Source organism: Pseudomonas tructae, assembly GCF_004214895.1.
Classification (GTDB): domain Bacteria; phylum Pseudomonadota; class Gammaproteobacteria; order Pseudomonadales; family Pseudomonadaceae; genus Aquipseudomonas; species Aquipseudomonas tructae.
Window position 1 is genome coordinate 3,588,131 of sequence record NZ_CP035952.1, and the last position, 16,238, is coordinate 3,604,368.

At 63.9% G+C, this 16,238-nt stretch carries 15 protein-coding genes; all 15 read right to left on the reverse strand.

Going from position 1 to position 16,238, the window contains the following annotated elements:
• Positions 1–254: 254 nt before the first annotated feature.
• From EXN22_RS16175 to EXN22_RS16245, 15 genes are read right to left on the reverse strand one after another with little or no spacing between them, the layout of a single operon-like run.
• Complete coding sequence (locus EXN22_RS16175) at positions 255–2,843, reverse strand: hypothetical protein (protein WP_130265015.1); 2,589 nt, start codon at positions 2,841–2,843, stop codon at positions 255–257.
• Positions 2,843–4,597: a hypothetical protein gene (locus EXN22_RS26400; protein WP_233281638.1), complete on the reverse strand. Its 1,755-nt coding sequence runs from the start codon at positions 4,595–4,597 to the stop codon at positions 2,843–2,845. Before EXN22_RS26400 ends, EXN22_RS16175 begins: the two co-directional genes overlap by 1 nt.
• On the reverse strand, positions 4,594–7,020 hold the full coding sequence (locus EXN22_RS16185) for a hypothetical protein (RefSeq protein WP_130265016.1): 2,427 nt from the start codon (positions 7,018–7,020) through the stop codon (positions 4,594–4,596). Before EXN22_RS16185 ends, EXN22_RS26400 begins: the two co-directional genes overlap by 4 nt.
• 3 nt (positions 7,021–7,023) lie before the next feature.
• The gene (locus EXN22_RS16190) at positions 7,024–7,497 is read right to left on the reverse strand and encodes a virion core protein, T7 gp14 family (protein WP_130265017.1); all 474 of its coding nucleotides are present in this window, start codon (positions 7,495–7,497) and stop codon (positions 7,024–7,026) included.
• Positions 7,485–7,982: a hypothetical protein gene (locus tag EXN22_RS16195; protein WP_233281639.1), complete on the reverse strand. Its 498-nt coding sequence runs from the start codon at positions 7,980–7,982 to the stop codon at positions 7,485–7,487. The genes EXN22_RS16190 and EXN22_RS16195 overlap by 13 nt, the downstream gene beginning before the upstream one ends.
• The gene (locus tag EXN22_RS16200; RefSeq protein ID WP_233281640.1) at positions 7,963–10,245 is read right to left on the reverse strand and encodes a hypothetical protein; all 2,283 of its coding nucleotides are present in this window, start codon (positions 10,243–10,245) and stop codon (positions 7,963–7,965) included. Before EXN22_RS16200 ends, EXN22_RS16195 begins: the two co-directional genes overlap by 20 nt.
• A gap of 38 nt (positions 10,246–10,283) precedes the next feature.
• Positions 10,284–10,919, reverse strand: a complete 636-nt coding sequence (locus EXN22_RS16205) for a hypothetical protein (RefSeq protein WP_130265019.1) — start codon at positions 10,917–10,919, stop codon at positions 10,284–10,286.
• A 55-nt stretch (positions 10,920–10,974) separates the two neighbouring features.
• Positions 10,975–11,355, reverse strand: a complete 381-nt coding sequence (locus EXN22_RS16210) for a hypothetical protein (protein WP_130265020.1) — start codon at positions 11,353–11,355, stop codon at positions 10,975–10,977.
• Between the two features lie 11 nt (positions 11,356–11,366).
• Positions 11,367–11,825, reverse strand: a complete 459-nt coding sequence (locus tag EXN22_RS16215; protein WP_130265021.1) for a Bbp16 family capsid cement protein — start codon at positions 11,823–11,825, stop codon at positions 11,367–11,369.
• Positions 11,826–11,835: 10 nt separating this feature from the next.
• The gene (locus EXN22_RS16220) at positions 11,836–12,840 is read right to left on the reverse strand and encodes a major capsid protein (protein WP_130265022.1); all 1,005 of its coding nucleotides are present in this window, start codon (positions 12,838–12,840) and stop codon (positions 11,836–11,838) included.
• A 12-nt stretch (positions 12,841–12,852) separates the two neighbouring features.
• The gene (locus EXN22_RS16225) at positions 12,853–13,584 is read right to left on the reverse strand and encodes a peptidase (RefSeq protein ID WP_130265023.1); all 732 of its coding nucleotides are present in this window, start codon (positions 13,582–13,584) and stop codon (positions 12,853–12,855) included.
• Positions 13,581–13,943, reverse strand: coding sequence for a crAss001_48 related protein (locus EXN22_RS16230; protein WP_130265024.1), 363 nt, complete (start codon positions 13,941–13,943; stop codon positions 13,581–13,583). The genes EXN22_RS16225 and EXN22_RS16230 overlap by 4 nt, the downstream gene beginning before the upstream one ends.
• Positions 13,940–14,245: a Bbp19 family protein gene (locus tag EXN22_RS16235; RefSeq protein WP_130265025.1), complete on the reverse strand. Its 306-nt coding sequence runs from the start codon at positions 14,243–14,245 to the stop codon at positions 13,940–13,942. The genes EXN22_RS16230 and EXN22_RS16235 overlap by 4 nt, the downstream gene beginning before the upstream one ends.
• On the reverse strand, positions 14,246–15,934 hold the full coding sequence (locus tag EXN22_RS16240) for a portal protein (protein ID WP_130265026.1): 1,689 nt from the start codon (positions 15,932–15,934) through the stop codon (positions 14,246–14,248).
• A 2-nt stretch (positions 15,935–15,936) separates the two neighbouring features.
• Positions 15,937–16,233, reverse strand: coding sequence for a hypothetical protein (locus tag EXN22_RS16245; protein ID WP_130265027.1), 297 nt, complete (start codon positions 16,231–16,233; stop codon positions 15,937–15,939).
• Positions 16,234–16,238: the final 5 nt, after the last annotated feature.

Here is a 16,238-nt window from a genome sequence, read left to right on the forward strand (position 1 = left end):
CCAGCGGCAATGCGCCCCAGGAATGCTGGAGCCTCCGAGAAGGGAATTGAGAAGACCAGGATCAACAGTAGATAAACCAGCGCTCCAGTAACAGCAGCACTCAATAAAGACCTCGTAAGAGCCCCGCCCCCCACGCAAAGCAGGATCGCGATCGGGTCTAGCATTGATGCGAGAAGTGTCGCCAAGAATACGATCATAAAGCCTCCATTAATTGACCTTTGAAGATTAGCGCGCAATCCCGGACGGTTCATTATTTAGCGAAAGACGTCCCTGATGGCGCCAGTGGTGTCGATGTACTGCTGCGATGGCCTTACAAGGAATTCCTGGCCGTTCTGCTCGCGGATGCGCTGCTCGGTGCGCGACAGCGACCCCGGGTTGAGCGCCTCCTGCACCGAGAACAGGAACAGGTGGTCCAGGGCGATCCGGGTATAGAACAGGTTCAGGAACGGCGTGTTGTTCTGGGCCAGGCGCAGGGCCGACGCGGCAGTGTCGTCACCCTCCTTCGCCCGGGCCCACAGATTGATCACGTCGGCAGCCGTACCGATGGCCGGGCCGGCGGCCGACTCCAGGGCGCTATTGCCGAATCGGTTGGCCTCCCCGAACAGGTAGTCGCCGAAGATGCCCATGCCGCCGCCCTGGGCCATAGCCGCCAGCCAGGTCTTTGGATCATCAGCCGGTCGCGGCTCCCGCCCCTTCGTCACATCCTTCGAGGCCATCGACAGGTAGCCGAACGCAGTGGTCCAGAGCATCAGCTGCGCCAGCGCCAGCCGCTCCCCGTTGCCGTTGCGTAACGCCTGCACCAGGTCTCGCCCGCCGCGGAGGTTGTTGCCCAGCGCGGTCGGCGTGTAGCCACGCCCGTACAGTTCGCGCCCGAGGGTCTTCTGCATGTACGCCGCCGGGAAGCTCTTGAACTGGGTCAGGAAGCGCAGCAGGTCGCCCGGCACGGTGCCTGGTTGCGTGCCCTGGTTCATGATCGAGCGGGTGCGAGCGTCCGGCTCCAGCACCGCATAAGTCACGCGGTCGTTGACGTAGGCGCGCAGGCTGCGCTCCAGGTCCTGCCGGGTCTCGCGGATCGCGCCGGCAGATGCCGGTCGCTTGAGATCAACCAGGTATTGGGCAATGCGCTCATCGGTCAACCCGGCAATACCCTCCGGCGTCATGTAGTCGCGGCCGTCGGCATGGCGCATTTCGGTCTCGCGGAGCAGGTCCCATTTCCCGGCGTCCAGGTCGTACAGGCCCAGGGCGCGCTTGAAGTCGGCGTTGAGCGAACCCCACGCCTTGCCTTTGTTCTGGGCCAGGTTGTGCGCCATCATCAAGCCCGCACTGGCCTTGTTCGCGTCGGTCCACCATGACAGGCCGTTCAGGCGGAAGAAGTGGCTCATGCCGCGCGACATCTTTCCGCCGACTGAGTCATCAGCCGAGAACCGACGCATGATCTCGCCGCGCATGGAGTCGGCATAGACGCCGTAAGCTGACAGGATCTGGCGTTGCTCGGCGCTGCCCCGTCCCTTCAGCAGGCCGGCACCCATCTCGGCAAGCGACCCGAGAAAACTCTGCCCTTGGTATCGCATCTCGCTGGCAGCGACTGGCAGGTCGGTGAAGCTGGACAGCAGTGCGCCGCCGAGTTTGGACAGGGACTGCCAGGCACGGACGTTGGCCGCCACCCGGGCTTGAGTCGCATTGCCTGGGATTCGCGTCTGGCCACTGACCTCCCGGAACCTATTCGTGATCATCCCGCGTTCTTTGCGTGCATCATTGAAGTGAGTGAGTGCCTTCGGGTCGCCGCCCTTCCGCACATCCTCCTTGATCACGTCCAGCGCCATGTTCAGGTTGGCCTCTGGATTGGTGCCAAGACGGCGCATCAGCGCGGTGTTCTGACCGGACAGGTCCAGGCCGCGCAGCACCGCCTCGCGCAGGTTGCCGGTGCCGAACATCTGGTTGTATTCGTGCCAGGCTACCCCGTCCTTGAAGTGCAGGACGCGCTCCTGACTCAGCTTCTTGGCGAGGTTCGCCGGTCCGCGGAAGCCGTTGGGCTTGGCGTCGGTCGGCGACTTCAGGTGATCGCCGGAGACCAGGCCGTCGTACACCCCGCGCAGGAACTGCATTGGGTCGCCCTCGGCGCGGAAGGTCGAGGCATCCAGGCGCGGAAGGATCTCTTCGGCCCACTTATCGAAGCCGGCGGCGCCGATCTTCTCGCTGTCGTGGCTCTGGCGTGCGATGTAGCCGGGGATCTTGCCGATGCTGGCCCCGGCGCGGTTCGCGTCGATGCGGGCGCCCTCCTGGTACTTCTGGATGATCTTTGCGATCTCCACCACCTGCGGATTCAGGTCCTTCGTGTCGAGGTCCCTGCCGATGCGCCAGAGAGCGTCGGCGATATCCTGGTCGGAGTCGCCCTTGGCGAGCACGGCAGTCAGGTCGGCGCGATCAAGATCGGCCAGCATGCCGCCAATGTAGGCATCCCCCAGGGCCTTCTGCTCGGCAGCCACGGACAGTCGAGAGCCCTGGCGGACCAGGTTGGTGCCGACAAGGAAGGACTCGATGCCGAGATCAGGGCGGTCAGCGAACTGGTCGCGGACGAACGCCACCAGCCTGGCCCGGGCGCGCACGTTCAGCAGGGCGTTGCGCTTCTCGATGATTGCCGCACGCTGGGCCTGCTTGGCCAACTCATCGGCGGCACGCAGCGAGGCCTCTTCCAGGCTCAGTGCACCCTCCCGAGCCATGATCTCCTGGGCCCGCCCGCGCAGAAGTTGGAAGATCTCCTGAATCTCACTCGACTCCATGTCGCCGGCGGCGGTACGCACTGCATCCGCACAAGGGCTGATGCCCGTTGGTAGCGTTGCCATCAGCTTCTCCCGATTTCGCAGATCGCCGCGGCGCGGTAGGCCTTGGCATATTGTTCGGCCTTCGCCGCCTCGGTATCGGCGGCGGCCATTTCGTCACGACCCAGCGCCTGAACTTCGGCGCGCTGCTCTTCTGGCAGTTGCTCCAGCATCTCGCGGGATAGGGTCTCGTCCTCGGCCAGCGCGACGCGGGCCTCTTCCAGGTCGTCGACCTCTTTCATCTGGCCATCGACGCGGCGGCTTTCGGCCTGGCCGTCCGGATCGATGCGGCGCGATTGCGGACGCTTCAGGTACTCCAGGGCGGCACCGGCCTTGGCCGAATCCTCCAGCTCGAACAGCTTGGCGACGTCGATATCGCGCCCGGTCATGGCCTGGGCCACGGCGGTGCGCAAGGCGTTCTCCCGGATCGTCCAGTCGGCACCCTCTGCGGTTTCGCGGGCAGTGCGGATAGCGGCGCCCAGCGGGCGCTGCTGGTCGCCCTGCATGATCTGCCGGGCCCGGGCCTGGATCTGCGGTTGCAGCCGCTCCGGAACCTGGCCGCGTTCGATCAAGCCGAGGTCGCGGCGATCCAGCTCGCCGGCGCGGTTACGCTCGATCAGGGTGTCGATCTCGCTGGTGCGGGCGCGAATCTGCTCGCGCTCGGCGGCAATAGCGTCACGGGCAGCGCGCTCGGCCTGTTTACGACTCAGGCGCTCGCCCTGGAAGGCCTTGGCGCGATCCCGGAAGGTTTCGTCCAGGGCCATGTCGCGCTGCACCAGGCCGATTCGCTCGGCCTTCAGGTCGGCGATGTTGCCGATGCGCTCGCCGGTGAGGGTCGGACGGATCTCGTCAATGGCCTGCTGTTCGGCCGTACGGTACAGGGCGGCCTGGTCGGCCTCCAGTTGCCGCGCCAGGCCGACACGCAGCCCGGCATCGGGATCATCATCAAGAAGACGGCCCAGGTCGACGTCGCGGCCAAGGTCAACTGCACGCGGGGATGCAGCGGCATCCAGCGAAGTCTCCACCCGTGGCGCTTCGGTAGCGATTCGCCGGCGCAGGGCATCGCTCACGGCGCCCCCGACAGAATGCAGACCGCCGCCGAGCAGGCCGCCCAGGGCGATATTCGCAAGCGAATCGGAAAGGCCGTATTCGGTCTGGTCCTGCTGGGCTGCCAGCAGTGGCAGCGGCTCCAGGATGGCGGCGCCCACTGAACCCTCAAGCGCGCCGACGCCGCCGCGCAAAGCTGCACGGCCAAGGCCGGTCGTTGCGCCTGCCAGAAGTTGCGCATAGCGCGCTTCACCGACCACCGGAACGAACGCGGACGCGATGTTGAGCGGATCAAGCAGCGACGCGGCCAGGCTGCCAGCGATTTGCGTCGGCATCGAAACGCCATTGGCCCGGACCATGATCTGCTGGCGCGCCAGCTGCTCGCGGTGGCGCTCAATCAGAATGTCCAGCGCCCCCTGGCGAATGCCCTGATCGGGAATCTTGATATCGAGGCCCGCATCGGAAACCTGGTTGCGCGCTTGCTCGGCGCCGATCAGCGGGGTTTCCGGCTCCAGTCGGCCAGCATTGGGCGCAAGGTACGACTCAGGCCCGACAACGGCAGCGCGGCCTTCCTGCTGCTGCGCCAGCTCTTCAAGCCGGAATGCCGAGGTGCTGGGGTTCGTCGAGAACGCCTCATCGAAGGCCGCACCGAAAACATCACCGCTATCAGCCGGAACGTCCAGTAGCGTGCGCCGGTCAAGCGCAGGGGCATCGCCTGCATAGATGGTCAATTGTTGATCCCCAGGGCGCGCACGCGACCGATGTTGGAGGCGTTGCTGGCCGGACTGGCCAGGCCCTCGGTGGTCAGCTCATCCCAGGTCTTGGTGATCGGCTTTCCGTCCTTGCCGAGCAGTCGGTACCCGTTGAGCGTCAGCGATAGCCCGGACTCGTCGTTGTTCGGCACCCACTGGCCACCGGCAACAACGGCTTCGCGCAGCTGCTCCAGATTCACGTCGGCCGGGACGCCGCGCAGGCCCGGCAGTAGGGCGAGATCGTCGGCGTCGATCAGCTCCAGCGCACGTTCAGCGCCACGCTTCACGGCTGCCGTGTTCAGCGCCTTCGGCACGCGGTAGGTATCGAAGAACTCGTATTTGTCGTTGACCATGCCATTGACCACCTTCTGCGCCGCTTTCTGAGGATCGCCACCCTGTCGCGCATACGAGAGAGCGGCCTTGTAGGCCGCGTTGTACATGGTATTGAAGGTTTCGATGCCGCCGGCTTGGCCTTGAAGGGATTTAGCGAAAGGAGCCATTGCGGTCTGCACCGCTGCTGACACGTTGGTCGCAACGCCCTTTCCGAGCCCTTTCTTCAGATCTTCTTCGCTGAGGTTGGCGACCGAGGCCATGCGCTCGGACAGGTCTTTCGGCAGGCCCGTGGCGATCACCTGGGCTTCCTGCGGCAGCTTCTTGCCGAGTTGCTGAGCGATCAGCGGGAAGTTGCTACCCCACTGCGCTTGCTGCTGCTCGATCAGGGTGGCGGCATTCTCGCCCCCGGCCACCTGGCTATTGAAGCTGGCGGCGATCTGGTCGGCAGACGCATCCGGGAGAAGTTTCGGCGCCTGCACGCCAAGCCGGCTCTGTTCGGCAATGGTGGCATCGGCATATGCTTTGTACGCCTCGGGCGTGCCGGCCTGCTGGGCATTCGCCAGCGCCTGGCGCACCGGAGCGCTGTAGCGCGCTGCGTAGCCTGCCGGGTCCTGCTGCTGCTCCTTGAGCAGGCCTGCGCCGACACTGACGATATGGCGGTAGAGCTGGCTGTCTTCCCTGAACCCCTCGCCGACAGTCGGTGCGCCATCCACGTATTGGCGCGCCTGATCGTTATGCAGGACCTCTGCATAGGCCGTCGCATGCTCGGGCGTGTCGAACTTGCCGAGGTTGCGCCCGGTCTTCAGGTATGTGTCGATCGCCTCCTTCTCACTCATGATGCGGCCGTCATCACTTACGGTCGGCAGCAACACCTCTTGCCCATCGAAGTTTGCCGACATTGATCGGACAGTGCTGATCGACCCGTCGGCATTCTTGACCCTCGGCCTAGCATTCAGGTCGATATTTCCCTTCTCGATCATGCCGCTGGCGCGTCGACCGTAGAATGGGCCTGACTGCTGCGACGGCGCAGGGTTGAAGCGCGCAAGAATGGCTTGGCGCTCTTGAGGGTCCGCCGTGGCAAACTCACGGATTGCCGGTGCCATGGCCTGAGGTTTCAATACTTCACTTTCGTACCGACTTTCCGCGTCCTTGCCGTAGGCTGCGACGAACTCGGCTTTGGAAGGCGTGTTGTCAAACTCGAATCCTTGCATCCAAGCTGCTTGGGCGTCCTGCAAGCGGGACTGCAGTTCCATCCTGGAGATCGCCTGCAACTGCCTGGCCTCGATCTGGCGCTGCCTCGCCTCGGCCTGCTGCCGGCGAATACCCTGGTCGATCATGCTGCTGACCCGAACCTGGGTTTCGGCGTTCATGCCGTCCTTCGACGCTTCGTAATACTGCTGGGCGCGCTGCGGATTGTTGTCGACCATCTGCGCGATCACGCCGGTCAGCAGGCGGCTACTGGCGTTGACCTTCTCCAGCTCGGTCTTTTCGGGTGACCAGCCATTGCGTTGCGCCTGGGAGTTGACGACGTCGAGCACCTTTTGCCGATAGAAGCCGATCTTGTTTGGGTCGCCGAAATTTAGGACTGCGGAGTCAGCAGACAACTTGATCGATGCATCGTCCACATCGTTCATGTACTGCTGGTGCTGGCCAGACTCGTAGCGGTTCAGGTCGTTCGACATGGACTGCCGACGTTGGGCGACGATCTGCGCATAGCGCTTGCGCTGGGTGTCGTTCGACAGTGTGGACCCCAGTTCCTGCTGGTACTTGTCGAAGCCGTCCAAGGTCTGGCCGGTGACGTCCAGCGCGTTCTTACCCTTGCGGGTGTAGACACCGTTCTGCTGGTTGTAGAAGGTGTTGTTCTGCCACTCGGTCAGCTTGTTGTCGGCGTCGATGATGGCGGTGGTGTCGGCCTCCTGCCGCTGCTTTGCGGCGATATCCGTGGCGACCTGCCCCACGGCATCGAGACCCTGTGCCAGCGCGCTGTTATCGACGAACTGAGGGCGCACCTGCACGCCAGGGATGCCCTGTTGACGGACCTGAAGCTGGTATTGCGGAATCCTGGCCATGCCCTACCCCTTGATTGCGCCGTAGGCCTGCGCGCCCTTGGCGCCGGCGGTGAGCAATGAGCCGAACATGCCGGACTGACCGGAGCTGCGGGCGTTTGCGGCTGTGAGTCGCCCTTGCTGGGCTTGTGTCCGGTATCCCCATGCCTCACGGGCTGCATTGTTGCGGATCGTCAAGGCGTCCAGCTCGCCCAGGGCAGCAGTATCGTCCTGGATCTCAGCAGCAGAACCACTGTTCACGTCGACGCCATTCGCTGCGAAGCCGGCGCGCTGAGTACCAATGGCAGATCTGGTGGCCAGGCGCTGCTGGTCGGACTCGAATTCGCCGCGAGCGATGGCGTCATTCGCGGCCTCGTCGGCGAACGCGGCGTTCTGCAGGCTGGCCTGGGCCGTGGCCTCGCCTTGGGCTGCTGCCTGCTGGCCCTGGATGAGCGCTGATGCGCCCATGGCGATGAACGGGATCGCGGCTACTGCGCACATGCAGTGCCCTCCATCGTGAATGGGTAGAAGGATTCTCCGTTGATGCCGTAAGGCACCGCCGGGAGGAAGGTGAAGCCGCACCACTTGAGCCAGCGGATGGCCAGGGTGTTGCGCGTGTCGATCATGTTGATCAGGAGTTGGTGGCGGCTGCGCATGCCGGCGATCACGCCCGGGCACTCGGCCAAGAACTGGCGCCGGGAGGTGTTGATCCAGGTGCTGCTCATCATCCACGGCAGGCCATGCACGGCGTCGTGGCGTGTGTCGCCGAAGATAGCCACCACCTTGCCGTCGACGATGCAGGTCGCGCAGTGCGTGGCGGTGGCGACGGCATGGCGCACTTCCTTTGCCGGTGACCAGCCGCGAATCGCCGCCAGCTCGAGCGCATCAGCTGGGCGCAGGTCGTCCAGCAGCGCCTTGATGTGCCACTCGCGCACCTTTACCAAAGCAGCCGCCGGCTTGGACATTTCAGCCGCCGGCTTGGACATTGAGCATGACCCCCAGGATGGTGAGTGGCAGTGGGTCGGACTGGCGGATGAAGACCCGGCCAGATTCGGACCAGTCGGCAATGATCGGAACCTCAGCGCGCCCGGTCAGTAGCTTGATCGGCTCGCCGTAGCTCTCTGTCGAGCGCTGCTTGCACTCACGCAGGCGGCCGGCGTCCGGGCCGGCGAAGAAGCCACGGGACTCTTCGCAGAACACCACCACCCCATTGATCCGCTTCTTGTTGCCAAGGAACGCCGGGTTGTTCGGTATGGCCAGGTCCAGGGTTTCGAAGTCGGCCGGAATTGGAAGTCCGGCATGCACCACCAGCGACGAGCTATCGAGCGCCACGGCGCCGTCGACGACCACCTGCTGCGGCGCCACGTTGCCATCGGCCAGCAGGCTGACGGTCTTGCCGTTGAGGTGATCCAGGCCAGTGATCGTGCTCGCGGCCAGCCCCCAGCGCGTCGCGGATACGCCGCGTAGCGATTCCGGGACGATTGTCTGCGGGGTCACGGTGACCACGTTCGCGGACGTGAACGCATCGATCTCCACCACCAGGATCTGCCCGGGGTCGGTCGCGGTACCTCCGCCGTACATCACGACGCTACGCCCGACCATGCCGGCATCGAAGGTGGTCGTGCCAACGGCGAGGGTGAGCGGGTTCGGGTATTTCCAGTCAGTGCCGCCGGTGAGTACTGCGGTACCGGTGCGGCGACCGTCATAGGTCAGGCCGGAGTCGACGAAGAACGCCCGGTCGAACCAGTAGTCGCCGGAGCCGGAACTGCGCAGCTCGCGAGACGCCAGGCGCTCAACGTAACGCTTGGTGGTGCCGGCGATGGTGCGACGCACGATCGCATAAACCGCGTCCTCGTCGCCTTCCGGGATCGAGACGATGGATTCGAACGCGCCGTCGGTATCGTGCCGGTGCCAGCTGTAGACCTCCTGGGTCGGTAGGTAGGTGAAGCCCAGCTTCACGCCGTCATTACGGATGCACCACAGCACGCTGTTCGGCACCTGGGCCAGGGTCATGGCCTTGATCTCGTAGCCGCGCACCAGGTGCGACGACAGCACGGTCAGGTCCTGGCCCTGGAATCCGTCGCTGGTGTAGCTGTAGGCCAGGTCCGCCAGCTTCTGGCCCCGGGCCTGCACGTACAGCGCGGTGTTGCCGTAGACCGCCGGCGCGACGGTGCTGGAGCCGATGTAGCTCTGGAAGATTGCCTGAACGTTGCTGGGCTTGATGCCGGTGGCGTCGCCGGAAATGGTGATCTCGGCGCCAGAGGTCAGCACCAGCATTTCCTTCAGCGGCACAATCGCGCGCACCCGGTTCACCTGGTTCGACGCAATGGTCAGCGTGATCGCGTCGTCGTCCTTGTTCGGCTGCGAGTAGCCGAAGTTGTGAAAGGCGCCAACCCGACTCATCCAGACCGTCTGTGGCTGCTTTGCGCTCGCGGCGAAGACCAGGCGCTGCTGGTAATAGCCCACCACCCCGGGGTTGTTGTCGTCGGCGAAAGGGTTCTGGTAGCTCGGCGGCGTGTCGTTCTTGTCCGGGCTGATGTTCAGGTCGGTGAACGTGATGTTCGTAGCCTGGCCGATAAAGCCGAACAGGCCGGAGCCGTTGTTTTCCTTGTAGACGTTGTAATGGTCGACGTCAGCGACGGCCGTCCAGGACAGGTCAGCGCCGGACTTGGTGTTCCAGGACGCTACCGTGGCCGGCGCCGAAGCTACGGATTCCTCGGCGGCCTCGCCGGCGGCCACCGAGGTGACGACGTAGCGGAACTGGGTTGTGTCGCCGGTACCGCCTGCCAACGGCGTGGCAGTGAGCCCCGTGGGCGCCACGATGCTAGGCATGAAGCTGATATCGCCGATGGTCCAGTTCGTCGCCCCCAGGCGCTTCAGCTCGGCCGGCGCATAGCTCGGGTGGGCGATGGTAAGCACATCCGCCGACTGGGTGAAATTCAGCTCGAACAGGTGTTCTTCCTGGTATGGGGTGGAGACCTCGTAGGCCGCCAGGCCGCTCAGCAGCTGTCCGCCGTTCGTGTAGAAGCGGATGTATTCATGCCCGAGCTCCAGCGCATAGGTCTGCTCAGTACTGAACTGGAACGGGATCAAGCGCGAGGCGCGGGCGCTGAGCTTGGTCTCGGCCAGGAAGCGGTATCCCGCACGGTTCCTAGCCCCGCCCTCCGGCATGATCATGAAGTTGCGGCAGGTGCGCAGGCCGGTAAAGTAGCGATTCAGGTCGACACGGGCCGATGTGGACGGCGCCATTTCTCCAGCGCTGAACGAGGGCTGCAGGATCTCGGTCATCAGTTGCGCACCGCGATGAATGCCGACTCATGGGGCGGCGGTGGCGTGCCCTCGTTGAGCGCGGCGGCGGCGGCCTGCAGGGTCACGGCCTGGTACTGCGCGAAACAGTTGCCGGCAATCGAGGTGTCCTTGCCGAGGCTCGGGGCGATCTTCGACGCCAGGTACCAGGACAGCGCATCAACGAACATCGGGTCGAACATCTCGGGAGACTCGACCTTCATCGTGTATTCGAGCTTGGCCTCGTCCACGCTGGTCGCGATCAGGCGCTGACTCGAACCGTTGATGACCCGGAAGCGAATCGGCGGGATGGCTGGCAGCGCGTAGCCGCCGTGGCAATGGGGGAAATAGCCCTGCGGGAATGCCGGATTGACGATGCGGCGGATGCGCATGCAGTCGATCGGCACCGCGAAGGCATAGGGGAATTCGGGGTCCGGGTTGGAAGCGACTCCGGCCAGTTGCTCGAACTTCGTCGCGAACGGCCAGTCGCAGTCAGCACGCAATACGTAGTCGCGGCAATGCACGAACCACAGGCTGCACTGCTCTGCCGGCACGCTGGCTTCCGAAAGATCGTCGATGCGGGCGCTCTGGCCGAGGTTCGACAGGGCCATGTTGCAGATCTCAACCACGGATGACATGGGTGGACTCCAAAGAAAAAGGGCCCCGAAGGGCCCTCGAGGGTTTTGCCGTGGATCAGGCGTCGGGGTGACCGTCGTCGTCGGTGTTGCCACCCTCGCCGCCGGATTGCTCCGCCGACTTCACGAACGGCTGGCCGCCAGCGTTGAGCCGATCGGCCTCAGCCTGCGCCTCTTCCTTGCTGGCGCCGATGAAGTCGCTGAACCAGGCGCCGGCCGCATCCACAACCCGCCAGCGGGTACCACCGTTGAACTTCGCGGTATAGCCGACAACCGCTCCACCCTCGCCGCCGGATTGCTCCGGCTGCTCCTCCATCGACTGGAGATTGCGACCAATCTTTCCGTCCGGGCCCGGGTCGTAATCCACAACCTCGCCCGGCTCATGCAACCTGTTGTTGATGAAGCTGTGCTCGAGCACAACACACTTGATTGCAGCCATGGATCACCTCCTTAGAACTGGTAGCCCTTGGCGTACGCGCGGAAAGCCTGGACGTCCTTGGTGATGAAGGCCGAGAACGCGCCAGCCGTCAGCGGACCAGTAGCCACGGTGTAGCGAACACCCACGTAGCGGTTGTACTGCCCGGCAGGCAGCTTGATCGCCAGGAGGGTGGTGCTGCCGACCAAGGCGGCCAGGGCGTTTGCCGCCGAGGAATAGTGCACAGTAGGAGTGGTGGCCAGGTCGGCGGTACTGGACGACTCCAGGGTTACTGTTACCGTCGCGGCACCGGCGGCGGTCGCCGTGGTGTCTGTCTGGACGACCAGGTAAACGTCCTCGCCCACGCCGATGTCGCGGGTGACGTTAGTGTTGACGGCGTTCCCTCGCGGGTACAGGTCCACCACATTGGTGGAGATCGCGGTGGCGGTGACCGCCTGACTGTCCGAGAACTCCAGTTGCTTGTCGACATACATGATGGGCTCCTTAAACCACGCGGGCTTCAGTGTTGAGGATGGCGTCGACGCGGCGCACCGGAACCTCGCCGAACATCAGCGCAGGTTTACCAGCGACGTTGTCGTACATGAGGGTGCCCGACGCGACTTTGTTGACAGTCTGGCGGCGCAGGAACGAGCGAATGCGGCGATCCACATAGAACGCCGGGGTAACGCCGGTCAGGCTCTGGATCAGCTCCAGGCCCTGGGTCATCAGGTCGATGATGTCGGCGCCGGCGCTCGCATTCTTGGTGAGCGCGCTCACGTCGATGTTTGCGATGCGGACTACATAGCGCCAGTCCTTGACCGCGATGCCGCACTTCCACTGATACTGATCCATGAATGCACGGAAGCGGTTCTGGTTGCTGTCGAAGGCGTCGCCCTCACCCAGGTCGTTGTGCACCAGGCCGGCCTGCGAGCCCTTCGGATAGATCCCGTGCACGGTGTTCTCGCCCCAGCCGAACAGCCAGATCGAGGTGTTGGTGGAGCCAGTGCCACCGGCATCGATGACGTTGTTGGCGGTTTGCGCGGTCGCAGCGTTCACGGTATTGAAGCGCGGCGCCATGCCCATGAAGCTTTCGGGGGTGGCATCGGCGTTGCCGTAGATTACTTCGCGTTGCATGCGCTGATTCATCGATTCGATGAATGCCTTCGATTCGGAGAGGCGGAAGGATGCGGTGTTGCCGTTCAGCAGCGCCAGGTCCTTGTCGACCTCGCCACGGCCCTCCAGGATGCCGCAGGACTCATCGACCTGCGCAGTGGTCGACTTGCTCTTCGGCACGCCACCGTTGAGCTTGCGGAACACCACATCCGGCAGGCCGGTGCGGGTGGTGATGCGCGAGCCGGTCGGCAGGTTACCTTCGTACCAGGGCATGTCGATTAGCATTTCGTTGTCCTGAGACAACAGTTCGGCAATCGGCATGATGCCGCCGCCATCAGGGTTCATGCGTTTCGCCACATCCAGAAGCGTGACGGCGTTGGTTGCAAGCGTGGCCATGTGGGCTGCTCCTTATGCGAGGTTGGGATACATGCGGTTGGCGATGGGTTTGTCGCCAGGTACTTCGGTGGTGGTGCGGTGCAGCCTTCCTTCGCCCAGCTCCAGGCCGGCCTTGTGGAATGCTTTGAGGAGCGCTGGGTGGGAGCCGAGGCCTGTCTCCTTCAGCAGCTTGGAAAGTTCGGGGGAGCCGTAGGCCTTGATGGCGCTGCGGGCGATCTCGACGTTCTCGGCGAACTTGGCGCCGCCGATCTCTGGATCAGCCTTGACCTGGGCGATCCACTCGCCCACCTGCTGCTTGTGGGCTTCGGCGAACTGGGCCTGCATCGCATCGACTACGCCCTGCTGACGCTTGGCGTCGGCGGCGACCAGCTTGTCGACGGACTCCTGGCTCAGGCCCAGCTCCTTGAAGGTGGTGGACCATTCAGCAGCGGCAGCCTCGTCGAGGGTGTAGCCCTCGGGCAGGCTCTCGAACTTGTAGGCTTCGGGCGCCTGGGGAGCGGCCGGCTGATCATCCGGCTTCGCTGGATCTACAGCGGGATCATCGGCTGGATCAGTCAGCAGGGATTCGTGCCCGGTCGCCGGTGCAGGCTGCTGCGCTGGAGGACTTGCCGGGGCGGCTGGATCTGCTGGAGCAGCGGGCGGCGCGGGCTCGGTGGCAGGAGCGGCACCGTCGCCCGGCGCGCCATCGGCTGGCGCCTCGTTCATGAGGAAGTGGCCCAGGCGGCCATGCACGAACAGGTTCATGCGTCACCCCCGAACTCGGCGATGCGGGTTGCGATGATGCGCAGCAGTTCGCCGGCCGCGACACGCTGGCTGGCCAAGCGCATCTGCTCTGCCAGAGAAAGCTGCTTGTACGCAGGGGAGTCGATCAGCAACCCCAGCTTGATCAGCTGGTCATTGAGCTGGACGTGCTCGCCGACGACAGCTTGCTGCTCGGCAGTCAGGTGCTTGACGTCACCCATTGGGCGGTAGGCGGCTTCGAACGGACCCTTGGGGCTCCAGCTGGTATAGCCATCGGCGTAGCGCACGCCGTAGCCCTGGACGCCGTCTTTCGATTCAGGCCAAGCCGTCAACTGCTTGGTGCCGATGTATTGCTGGCTCATTGAGATGCCTCGTCGGGTTTCTGGATGTTTTCCTGCGCCATCACCGGGTACTGGTGCGGGCACAGGCGGTTGATGTCAGCCAGCAGTTGCAGGCCCTGGCTGCGCAGCCCTTCGTTGAAGCTCATGACGCCGGCGTGCTGATCGAAAGAGGACCTAAACACCCCCGCCCTGCCGAGCAGGCGCCAAACGATCCGGCGGCCGATCGCAGAAGCCATCAACCACTTCAAGTCGTCTTCGGCCTGCCTCTCTGCCAGGCGCGCCAACTCCTCCCGCGCTTGCGAGATCTCGTCGTTGTCTTCCACTTATGCCCCCATCAGGCGACCCAGGACGTTGTCCGGGGTGATCTCGGTCTTGGAAAGAAGCTCGGCGCCCTGGATACCCTGATTGATCTGCTCCTGCAGGGCCTGGGCCTGGGCTTGCTGTGCGCGCTGCTGGCGGATGGTGTCGACTTCCTGGTCGCCGCGGACGACCGTGGGCACGACGCCGGCAGCATCCGCGTACTCGTCGACCCATTGGTCAGCGTTAAATTTGTCTTTGACCTCGGGGAAGGCGCCGGCCAGGTTGCCGATGGTGCTGGCGAAGCGCTCCAGGCCCTGCACTGCCTGCGCCTTCTGCGCCTGAGCAAGAATCGAGATGTAGTCGGCCTCGATATCGGATTCGCCAAGCTCCTCTGGCGGCTGAGGCAACCATGGGTCGCCATCGACGATGCCCGCCCAGATGGGTGCGGACTGCCGCAGCATGATCCCCGTGACGCGCTCTACGCCTACGTCCAGCCCCTCGAAGTCGATGCGCTCGACCACGGGGCCGAGCATGGCCATTTTCTCCTCCTTGCGTGCCACGATCTCGGTAGCAGTTCTGACGTCATCCATCTGGCTGATCATCAGGAACAGGTCGGTGAAGAACGAGCGACGGATGCGTGCCGAGATCTTGTCGATCTTGCTCTCGATGGCCGACAGCCACCCGAAGTTGGGCTGATAGATCGGCTGAATGGTGTTCTGTACGCCGATCTGATCGACGTAGGTGATGCCCCCTGGAAGCATCGAAGACGGCTGACCTCGTAGGCTGGCGGGAACCTGAACTGCTGGATTCGACCCTGTCTCAGCAAGGCGTGCGGATGATCGCTCGTACAGCTGCAGCGCCTTGATGTCACCAAGGCAGTTGCGGCCAGGACCAGTTCCGTAGCAGTCGCCTGGCAGCGCATCCCAGCGCATGACCATTACTGGGAACTCGTGATACCCCTTCTCTTCCAATGTCTGGGCAGGGGGTGCTGAGCACTCCCAGACCAGGCCCGCGAAGGGCAGGAACTTACTACCGCGGCGCTCAGGATCATGCGCATCGTTTGGCTGAACGATCTGTACGCAGTCGAACCACTGGTCCGGCCGGTTCTCATGCAGGGCATTGTGCGCCTGGATGCTCAGCGCTCCACGACCAAACCGCTCAGCCATCTGCGCGGCGGTCATCTTGAACTCGCGGTAGAAGGTGTTGGCACGGCCGTCGACGCCATTGGCGACGTAGTACTCACCTGCGGTAAAGACCTCGCAACGGATGACGTTCTCTGGGTCCTCATCGATCCAAACCGCGCCAGTGCCGAACACACCCATCTCCAAGTAGGCGACGTGCATGCAGTTGTAGAAGTTGGAGCGCAACAGGGCTGAACGCTCGCGCTCTGTAGCCTCGTACAGCCAATCCTTGACTGGGCCGAACTCCATCGACGCATGCGACTTCAGTTCAAGGTTGAACCACGGCCGCGATCGCGAGGTGAGTCCGCTCATCATGCCAGCAGCGAGCGCCAATGCATCCTCGGTCGCCTCGTTGTTGATGATCTTGTTGTTCCGGCGATCGCCCTTGTTGACCTGTTTGTCGCACAGCAGGCGCGACCGCATTGGTTGGATGAAGTCCGACAGCTCGCGCCAGCTGGCTTCCCACGATGTGCGCTCGTTCTTGAGCATGCCCAGTCGCTTCTCGGCGCGTTGGCGCGGGGTGTCATTCATGGTCATTGCCCCAGCAGTACTTTGTTGCCGGTGGTTGTGCCGGCCATACTGCCACCGAGGATGGTGCTCGACAGCCCGGCAGCGGCTGCACGGCGGCGCTTCTCGTCGTCGCGGGCGGACTGCACGTCGCTGGCGATGTTCGTGGCCTGAGTGCTCGCAGCCGTGGTCGTCTCTGCTGTCTGCGCCTCCTGAGGCAGCAGATCGAGCGATGTCGGGAGCCCGGCCTTCTTGAACAAGTCCAGTGGGTCACTGATCTTGTGGAGTGGCTTGATGATGTTCGCGAGTCCGCCGCCGCACATGGTGG